Annotated in this window: 10 protein-coding genes; 7 read left to right on the top strand and 3 right to left on the bottom strand. The window is 63.8% G+C overall.

Going from position 1 to position 8,473, the window contains the following annotated elements; translation table 11 throughout:
• Positions 1 to 126: 126 nt before the first annotated feature.
• The 5 genes from YU3_RS0132045 (at position 127) to YU3_RS0132065 (ending at position 3,625) form a co-directional block, all read left to right on the top strand.
• Positions 127 to 648: a sigma-70 family RNA polymerase sigma factor gene (locus YU3_RS0132045; protein ID WP_198021755.1), complete on the top strand. Its 522-nt coding sequence runs from the start codon at positions 127 to 129 to the stop codon at positions 646 to 648.
• A complete protein-coding gene (locus YU3_RS0132050; protein WP_027170027.1) occupies positions 645 to 1,418 on the top strand; it encodes an anti-sigma factor in 774 nt (257 codons plus the stop codon). The genes YU3_RS0132045 and YU3_RS0132050 overlap by 4 nt, the downstream gene beginning before the upstream one ends.
• 19 nt (positions 1,419 to 1,437) lie before the next feature.
• A complete protein-coding gene (locus tag YU3_RS0132055; protein ID WP_027170028.1) occupies positions 1,438 to 2,154 on the top strand; it encodes a Bax inhibitor-1/YccA family protein in 717 nt (238 codons plus the stop codon).
• A 181-nt stretch (positions 2,155 to 2,335) separates the two neighbouring features.
• Positions 2,336 to 3,211: an aldose 1-epimerase family protein gene (locus YU3_RS0132060; protein ID WP_027170029.1), complete on the top strand. Its 876-nt coding sequence runs from the start codon at positions 2,336 to 2,338 to the stop codon at positions 3,209 to 3,211.
• Positions 3,212 to 3,214: 3 nt separating this feature from the next.
• The gene (locus YU3_RS0132065) at positions 3,215 to 3,625 is read left to right on the top strand and encodes a hypothetical protein (protein ID WP_027170030.1); all 411 of its coding nucleotides are present in this window, start codon (positions 3,215 to 3,217) and stop codon (positions 3,623 to 3,625) included.
• Here the strand turns inward: YU3_RS0132065 and YU3_RS0132070 are convergent.
• Both YU3_RS0132070 and YU3_RS0132075 read right to left on the bottom strand, forming a co-directional pair.
• Positions 3,622 to 4,065, bottom strand: a complete 444-nt coding sequence (locus tag YU3_RS0132070; protein ID WP_027170031.1) for a class I SAM-dependent methyltransferase — start codon at positions 4,063 to 4,065, stop codon at positions 3,622 to 3,624. The two genes, YU3_RS0132065 and YU3_RS0132070, sit on opposite strands and share 4 nt — an antisense overlap.
• A 14-nt stretch (positions 4,066 to 4,079) precedes the next feature.
• Positions 4,080 to 4,991 carry an agmatinase gene (locus YU3_RS0132075; RefSeq protein ID WP_027170032.1) on the bottom strand — a complete coding sequence of 304 codons (912 nt, stop codon included), beginning with the start codon at positions 4,989 to 4,991 and terminating at the stop codon, positions 4,080 to 4,082.
• A 111-nt stretch (positions 4,992 to 5,102) separates the two neighbouring features.
• On the opposite strand from YU3_RS0132075, the gene YU3_RS0132080 reads away from it, so the two are divergent.
• The gene (locus YU3_RS0132080; RefSeq protein ID WP_027170033.1) at positions 5,103 to 6,275 is read left to right on the top strand and encodes a hypothetical protein; all 1,173 of its coding nucleotides are present in this window, start codon (positions 5,103 to 5,105) and stop codon (positions 6,273 to 6,275) included.
• 263 nt (positions 6,276 to 6,538) lie between these two features.
• Positions 6,539 to 6,883, top strand: a complete 345-nt coding sequence (locus YU3_RS0132085) for a hypothetical protein (protein ID WP_036259349.1) — start codon at positions 6,539 to 6,541, stop codon at positions 6,881 to 6,883.
• A 20-nt stretch (positions 6,884 to 6,903) separates the two neighbouring features.
• On the opposite strand, the gene YU3_RS0132090 is transcribed toward YU3_RS0132085, so the two are convergent.
• Complete coding sequence (locus YU3_RS0132090) at positions 6,904 to 8,328, bottom strand: ISNCY family transposase (RefSeq protein WP_027168525.1); 1,425 nt, start codon at positions 8,326 to 8,328, stop codon at positions 6,904 to 6,906.
• Positions 8,329 to 8,473: the final 145 nt, after the last annotated feature.

Below are 8,473 nucleotides of genomic sequence, written 5' to 3' on the forward strand. Positions count from 1 at the left end.
GCGGAGTGATACGCAAATCGATCCCGCCGCGCCAGCGGTTTCCTCTGCGCCAGCGACGCGTAAAAGAAATGCCGGGCAGGGGATTAAAGTCCCTACCTGCTCCGTAAACAGGGCATGAAACGGTCGATGGCACGCTTCGATATTGTCGGGCAGTTGGGGTCGCTGCGGCGCTATGCGCGCTCGCTGACGCGCGACAGCACCGATGCCGAGGATCTCGTCCATGACGCGCTGGTGCGCGCCTATGAGCGGCGCGCGACCTTTCGCTCGGGCGGCAATTTGCGCGCCTGGCTCCTGGCGATCGTGCACAACATTTTCATCGACCGCATGCGCTCGCGCCGCTCCGAGACGGCGCGCATTGAACAGGCCGGCCTTGTCGCCGACCAGAGCATGCCGGCGTCGCAGGACCATTCGGTGCGCCTGTCGCAGGTCCGCGACGCATTTCTATCGCTGCCGGAGGAACAGCGCTCCGCCCTGCATCTCGTCGCCATCGAAGGGCTTTCCTATCAGCAGGCCGCCGAAGTCATTGGCGTGCCGCTCGGAACGCTGATGTCGCGCATCGGCCGCGCGCGTGCCGCCCTGCGAGAGATGGAGGAGGGTGCACCCCCGAAAGCCAGGCCCCATCTCAGGATCGTGGGAGACGATCAATGACCGTCATTGTCGACCCCGTGACCGATGCCGACCTCGACGCCTATGTCGACGATCAGCTGGATGTCGCCCGCCGCATCGAGGTCGAGGCGCACCTCGCCGCGCGCCCGGAAGCGGCGGCGCGCGTGATGTCCGATCTGAGGACGCGCGACGAACTGCGTGTCGCGCTTGCCGGACCGGTCGGCATGGCGCGTCCGGCCACCGCCGAAGCGGCGCGGCGGCTGGAAAGGGTGCTCGCCAGGGGGCGTATCCTTGCCGTGCTGCAGCGGGCCGCGGCCGCGGCCGTGCTGGTCGCGGCGGGTTGGCTGGCCAACGGCGTTTTCGGGCCGATAGCCGTGACCAAGGTGGTCGCCTCGACACAGCCGCCGGCCTATGTCGAGGATGCGGTCAGGGCGCACCGGACGACTTTGGTGCGCGAGACGATGCCATCGCAGCAGGAAGCGCCGGGCTACAATGCCGATGAGATCCGCGCCGCCACCGCGATCGTCATGCCGTCGCTGCCCGACGACTGGAAGATCCGCGATGTCCAGGTCTATCCCTCGCAATTCGGGCCGAGCGTCGAGGTGGCGGTCGAGACCAAGGACCTCGGTCTTGTCTCGCTGTTTGCCATCAGGCCGGGCACGTTCGATGTGGTGAAGCCGACGGTCGCGCCCTCCGATGACATCTCGTCGGCCTATTTCCAGATCGGCGAGGTTGCCTACGCGGTGGTCGGACGCAGCGACGCCGGCAATCTCGACCGTGCCGCCGAGAAACTAGCCAGAACGCTCTACTGAGAAACCAAGGAGAAACCGAATGAACAGCCCCAATCTGGGATACCGAATGGGCACCGGCGTCCAGGCCGGAGCCGTCTATGACGAGGGCCTGCGCAAGCACATGCTGCGCGTCTACAACTATATGGGCCTCGGCCTGGTCGTCACCGGCCTCGTCGCCTTTTTCTTGGCCTCGACGCCGGCGCTCTATGTGCCGATCTTCTCCAGCCCGCTGAAATGGGTGGTGATGCTGGCGCCGCTCGCCTTCGTCATGATCTTCTCGTTCAGGATGCAGACCATGTCGGCTGCAAGCGCGCAGGCGATGTTCTGGGCCTTCTGCGCGGTCATGGGCCTCTCGCTCGCCTCCGTGTTCCTGGTCTTCACCTCGACCAGCATCGCGCGCACCTTCTTCATCGCCGCGACCATGTTCGGCGCCACCAGCCTCTACGGCTACACGACCAGGCGCGACCTGACACAGTTCTCGTCCTTCCTGATCATGGGCCTGATCGGCGTGGTGATCGCGAGCCTGGTCAACCTGTTCCTCGGTTCGACCGCGCTGCAGTTCGCCATCTCGGTGATCGGCATTGCCGTCTTCATCGGCCTCACCGCCTGGGACACACAGACGATCAAGGAGCAGTATGCCGAGAATTTCGATGCGGAATCGCAGCAGAAGCTCGCCGTCTTCGGCGCCTTCTCGCTCTACCTGAACTTCATCAACATTTTCCAGCTGCTGCTGAATTTCACCGGCGAGCGCGAATAAGCCGGACCGTAGCAGGCAACATCACTGATCTGGCGTGGCTGGAGGTTTTCCCTCCGGCCACTTTTTTGTCGGCCCTGCCGAGCCGCGCACAGCCGGGTAAAGCGTGGCATGCCAGTTGCCCTTGAGTTCATACTTATCCATTTGCTAGCCTGCCGGCATGCCAGCAGCCGCGAGGAACGCAATGGAACAGCTGACGCTTCGCGCTGACGGAATTTCCGCGACCATCGTCGGGCAGGGAGCTGAACTGGTCTCGCTGCGCGATGCCGACGGCACCGAGCTCCTGTGGCAGGCAGGGCCTGCATGGCGCCGTCATTCGCCGGTCCTGTTCCCGATCGTCGGCCGGCTGAAGGGCGATCAACTGCGGCACCGCGGCCAAACCTATCCGATGACACAGCACGGCTTTGCACGCGACCGGCGCTTTGCCTGGGCGGAGCAGGGGCCGACCTCCTGCACGTTGGTCCTGACGGACGACGCCGAGACACGGACGCGCTACCCATTCGCCTTTCGCCTTGCCATTGGCTACGACGTAAAACCCCGGCAACTCGGCGTGACCTTCGAGATCACCAACACCGGCGACGAACCATTGCCGGCCTCGATCGGCGCGCATCCGGCGTTCAACTGGCCGCTGCTGCCGGAACTGCCCAAGGAAGCCTATCGGCTGACCTTCGCCGACAATGAGCCGACGCCGGTCCGCCGCCTGAACGACGGTCTGCTGCTGCCGGCCCCGCAACCAACCCCGATCAAGGGAAAGACGCTGCCGCTTTCCGAAAAGCTGTTCGATGACGACGCGGTCATTCTCGACCGGCCGGCCAGCGCCAGCCTGCGCTATGCTGCCGGGCAGGGGCCGGCGATCGAGATGTCGTGGCTGGGGTTCAACGAGCTTGGTATCTGGTCCAAGCCCGGCGGCGCCCCGTTCCTGTGCATCGAGCCCTGGCATGGCGTCGCCAGTCCCGTCGATTTCGACGGCGAGTTCGCCGACAAACCGGGTGTCATGCTGATCGAGCCGGGCGCCCGGCGCGTGCTGAGCTACCGGATCGGCCTCAGCCTGGAGCCGTGAGGCATGGCATATGCCATCAAGGCGGAGATCCATGATCCGCGAGCGGAGACGTTCGTCTTCGCCGCCCAGAAAACCATGTATGGCGGCAAGCGCATCGCCGAAGGCGACGTCATCTTCCTGTTCGCCAGCGAGAACGAAGGCGGGCAGGGGCTTGTTGCGCGAGGCGTGGTGACGTCCTCCGAGGCAATTGCAAAACGACCGGTCCTCGAGCGGCAGACGCCGCTGGTCAGCGTTTCTATCCGCCGTACGGCCCTGGCGGCCAAACGGCTGGGCCGTGACGAGCTCAAGCGCTTCAAGCACTGGCAGGACGGCCGGCCGGAGACCGAGCTCAACTTCAAATTCTATCGCCAGGCGACGAACAAGATCATCGGCATCTCGGAGGTGACCGCGGCGTTTCTCGAAGGGTTCTTCTAAGACGACAAGCCGCAATCAAGCTCGATTTCCTTCAGAGGATCGCCACCATCGGTGAAGAGCCTGCCGCCTGGCTTCAGCGCGGCCTTGATCCGCTTCAGCGCCTCTCGGCCTGCCTCAGGGTGACGCCCGTCAAGCGCGCCGACCCGCATGGCAAAGGCGATGTCGAAGCGAGCATCGCCAGAATTCAAGGCGAAATCCTCGATCGCAACACACCTGAAATCGAGGCTGCCTGCGGCCATTTCATTGGACGATCCCGCTCGCGCCAATCGGATTGCCTTTTCCGAACGGTCGATCGCCAGAATGAAGCCGTCTCCGATCCGCTTAGCGGCGGCACGAGCGGCAACGCCAGGACCGCATCCGATCTCCAGCACCCGAAGCCCGGCCTCCAACGGAAGTGCTTCGACGAATTCAGATATCCGTGCAGAGATTTGAGGAGCCATTGGGAAAACCGGATTTAGGCCTGCCGTACGATGGCGCCAATGGCATTGACGACGAGCCGGGCGGCGGTCAGGGCCGACAGGCCGTCAATGTCGGCAGGAGGATAGAGCTCGACGAGGTCGAATCCAGCGATCCTGGCCCGCCTGCCAAGGCCGGCGATCAGGTCGATCGCCTGGGTGTAGGAGAGGCCGCCTGGCGTACGCGCAGCCACGCCCGGCATGATGCCAGGATCGAGGCCGTCGCAGTCGAGGGTGACGACGACCTGCGCACCTTCGGGAATATGCAGGAGAGCCGCCTCCACGCCCTGGGCGTGAACCTCGCGCGCGGTGACAAAGCGGCTGCCATAGCGGCGCGCCATTTCGACTTCGGCAAGGCGCGCGCTGCCGACGCTGCGCAGGCCGACCTGCACCATGCCGGCGACATGCGGCATCTCGCTGGCTCGCCGCATCGGGCTCGAATAGCCGTAGCGTTCGCCATGCACCTCGTCGCGCCAGTCGATATGGGCGTCGATCTGGAGGACCCAGACCGGCCCGCAATCCGCAAAGCCTGCGAGGAACGGAATGACCACCGAGTCGTCGCCGCCGAGCAGGACCGGCACGGCCGGCAGCGCCAGAACCTCACGCGCCTTGGCTTCTATCCGCTCACGGTTGCCGGCATTGTCGTGCATCGCGGTCGCGACATTGCCGGCGTCGATGCAGCAGGTCGGCCTGCCGTCGAAAAGCGGACCGCCGAGATCGAAATCCCAGTGCCCGACAAGCGCGACATCGTCCTGGCTCGCAGCGCGGATGGCGTCTGCGGCCAAGGCATGACCACTGCTGTCCTGGCCGGGATAGGTGCTGCCGTGTCCGGCCCCGAAGATCACAGCTTTCGGCACGCGCTCGTCGGCGGGGCGATCGGGAAAGTCGAGAAAGGGAGGCGAGGCGGGCATTTGAGGTCGGATGTATCAGGTTGGCGAAGCTCTGTGGAGCCGTAAAAGCTTGACAGCCTATCAGCTAAAGCAAACAGGATTGGGTGAAAGCGCACTTTCCGGAGGCATTCGATGCGTCGTTTTGTTCTTGCCGCTCTGCTGCTTGCCGCGCCCGGCGTCGGCGTGGCACAGGAAAGCCTGACCGCGCTCATGTGCCAGGCCAAGCCGACACAATCATGCGCGCTTGACATGGCCGCGGACGCGATCCGCACCGCGGCACCGCTGACGACGGAGAACTTGCCCTACGGCAGCATGGTCGAGGCAGCGTCACGCGCCGGGCGGCTCGATCTGGCGCTCGAATTCGCGGCCCAGTTGAAGAAGACGGACACGATCGCGTTGGCCGACCTGATCGCTGCTTTTGCCCGCGCCGACCGTCTGGCCGATCTGCAAGCGACCCTTTCACGCCTCGAAACGTCGGAGAAGGAATACGCCTTCGTCATCGGCCCGGTCCTTGTCGAACTGAGCCGCGACGACAAACTCGCGGCCTTGCTGAAAGCCATCCAGCCGCAGTATCAGTTCCAGCTTAGCTATTGGCAGGTGCTCGGCAATTTGCGCGCCGGCCGTGTGGCCGAAGCGGTGAAGCACCTGGGCGACGTGCCGGAGACCGAGCGGGAGCAGTTGGCCGGCCTGGCCGCGGAATCGCTCTATTTCAGCGGCGAGACCGAGCGCGCCAAACCGATGCTGCCTTACTTGACCTCATCCGATCCAAGCGCCGTTCGCCGCAAGGCCTACATCGCGACGAAGACCAAGGACAAGGCGGCTGCCGACGCGGTCCTTGTCTCGTTGGCGCGGGTGCCGTCCGACGACTACCCCTACGTCGCGCTGGACGTCATCTACGCGCTGGCCGCCACGGGGCAGTGGCAAAAGGCAATCGATCTTGCACGGACACTTCCTGCGTCCAACCGGGCCTATGCCTTCATCAACGTTGCGGAACGCGCCGGCCAGCCGGAAGTCTTCGCGGTCATCGAGAAGGCGATGCGCGACGACCCTGCCACCTTCAACCGCGACCGTATGGCCAGTGGCCTGGTTCGAGCGCTGACCTTGTCCGGCTACCTGCCTGTTGCACAAACCTTCATCGATTCCGCGAAGAGCGACTACAGCAAGGAAATATTGATCGCCTTCGCCGCCGCCGCGCTTGCGGAAGCGGGCAAGCCGTCCGAAGCGCTGCAACTTACGCAGACTGTGCAGGATCCGCGCCGCAAAGCCTGGGCGCTTTGGGAAGTTGCTTCGAAGATGGCGCCTTGAACCCTGCTGCCATCATGCGCCCCTCGCTTCAAATAATGTCAAAGCGATTTAGAGACGCGACATCGCCGGCAAGTTAGAGATGCGACAGTGACGTGCCGCCTGGCACCGACGCAAGCGCCCGATCGGGCGTCAGCTGGTGGGGGTTGCGCAGCCCGATCGGGGGCGGTTAAGCCAAGCTCCCCGGCTTTAGCTTTGAGAGCCTGTCAACGACATGAATGGGGTCCGGCCCCTTGCGGACATTCGGCCTGCCATGGCAGCTTGCGATGGTGACCCAGCCCATTCCGATACACGTTTTCCGTGCTCGTCAATTCGCCAAGAGCGAGACGGTCGTGACCGCTGCGCCAATTGATCTCGTCGTCTCGGTATTTGGCGGTGGCGGAATGAAAGGCGAGCAGGGGCTTGAAGCTGCCTTTGGAGGCTCGGCTTACTACCGCGATGAAGCGACCGAAGAGGCTTATCTCGCCGTTTGGGGAGCCCGGAACGGTTCGCGCTTCCGGAGGAAGCTGCGTGAGAGCGGGGCAACCCTGCAAACCGTCAGCGGCGAACCGCCAGCCCGCCTTGTCTGGTATAACAGCGGCCAGAAAGGACATCGTCCGAAAGTCCGTTAGCCACCCTTCTGGCGCAAATCTCATTCCGCAGCTTCCAGCCTTGCCAGCGCCTGTTCACGCCGTGCGATGACGGCGGGATCGTTCATGAAATCCGTCCTCTTGCCGGGCTTGCGGCCGCGCTTCACATAACCGTTGCCCTGGCTGCCGTCGGGAATGCCGAACATGTGGTTCGCCTGGCCGGTGCGGCGCGGCCCGTGCTGGCTGCGCTGAAGATCGCGGCCAGCCTGCATCTCGGCCACCATTGCAAGCGCTTCGTCTAGGCGCTTGTTCTCGACAATCTCCGATCTGTGAACCGAGCGCAGCTTGTCAAATGTCCTGTAGGGAAGGGACGTGCTGCCATCCATGATCTCAAGCCGGCCGTCGGGATAATCGCAGACCACCACCTTCTTGCCGGCCAGGCTCTTCGCAAAGGCGCTCGGATCGAGGATGAACAGCACCTTGTCATAGCGCAGCGTCAAGGCTTGCGACAGCGTGCGGAACTCCTTGCGACACATGGCGCTGTCCAGATTCTCATGCTCGGCGAGGGGACGGTGCATGTCCTTCGGATTGCGCGGCTGCTTGCCGAAGCGGAGATTGAAGTCGGCGGCGAACTCCGCCGCATAGGCATTGGCCGCCTCGATCGTGCTGATTCCGCGCAGGCGCAGCTCCTTCACAAGCCGGTCTTGCAGCGTCTGGTTGGCGCGCTCGACGCGGCCCTTGGCCTGCGGGCTGTTGGCGCAAATGATGTCGATGTTCAGTTCGTACAGCGCACGGCCGAACTGCGTCAGGCCAGTCGTTCGATCCTTCTCCGAACCATGCGTCGTGCGGAAGACGCCATGTTTGTCGCTGTAGAAGGAGATCGGTTTGCCCCATTCCTGCAAATACGCCTTCGTGGCGATCAGATAGTCGAACGTGTTCTCGGAACCGGCAAAGCGCAGATGCAGCAGCTTGCCGGTCGCGTCATCGATGTAGACGAGCAGGGCGCATTTGGGACCGCGGTTCTCGAACCACCAATGGTGCGAGCCATCGATCTGCACCAACTCGCCGAGGCAGTCGCGCCGGCCCCGTGGCTGGTGAAGCTGCTTCTTGCGCTCCCGGCGCGATGTCCAGATGCCGGCTTCCGTCATCCATTTGCGTAGCGTCTCGGTGCTGACGGCGATCTGGTGCCACTCAAGCAGCTTCTCGCGGGCAAGCGTCGGGCCGAAGTCCCGGTAGCGATCGCGCACCAGATCCAATGCGGTGTTGCGGAAGTTCTCATCATGGCGGCGATTGCTCGGTCGGCCGCGCTTCTTCGAGGCCAGGCCGCCGGCGCCGTCCTGGCCATAGGCCTGCAACAGCCGGTGAACCTGACTGCGGCTGAGATGAAGGAGCTCAGCCGCCTGGACGACGCTCAGCCGTCGGTCGCGGATCTTCTGGATGGCTTCGAGACGATGCAGCTCTTTTTGCGACAAGGTGACCAAAGGCATGACGGCTCCGCAATGGGCCTGGTCTCACGCCAGGCTCTGTGAAGTCGCCAGCCTTCCTTTCCAGCTTCATGTTGACCAGTCTCGGAAGCAGGAAGTGTCGCATCTCTAACTGGGGCAACTGTCGCATTACTAAATGGCTGCTACA

Origin of the sequence: Mesorhizobium sp. WSM3224 (assembly GCF_000427725.1) — a bacterium.
In the GTDB taxonomy this organism is placed as follows: Bacteria; Pseudomonadota; Alphaproteobacteria; order Rhizobiales; family Rhizobiaceae; genus Mesorhizobium.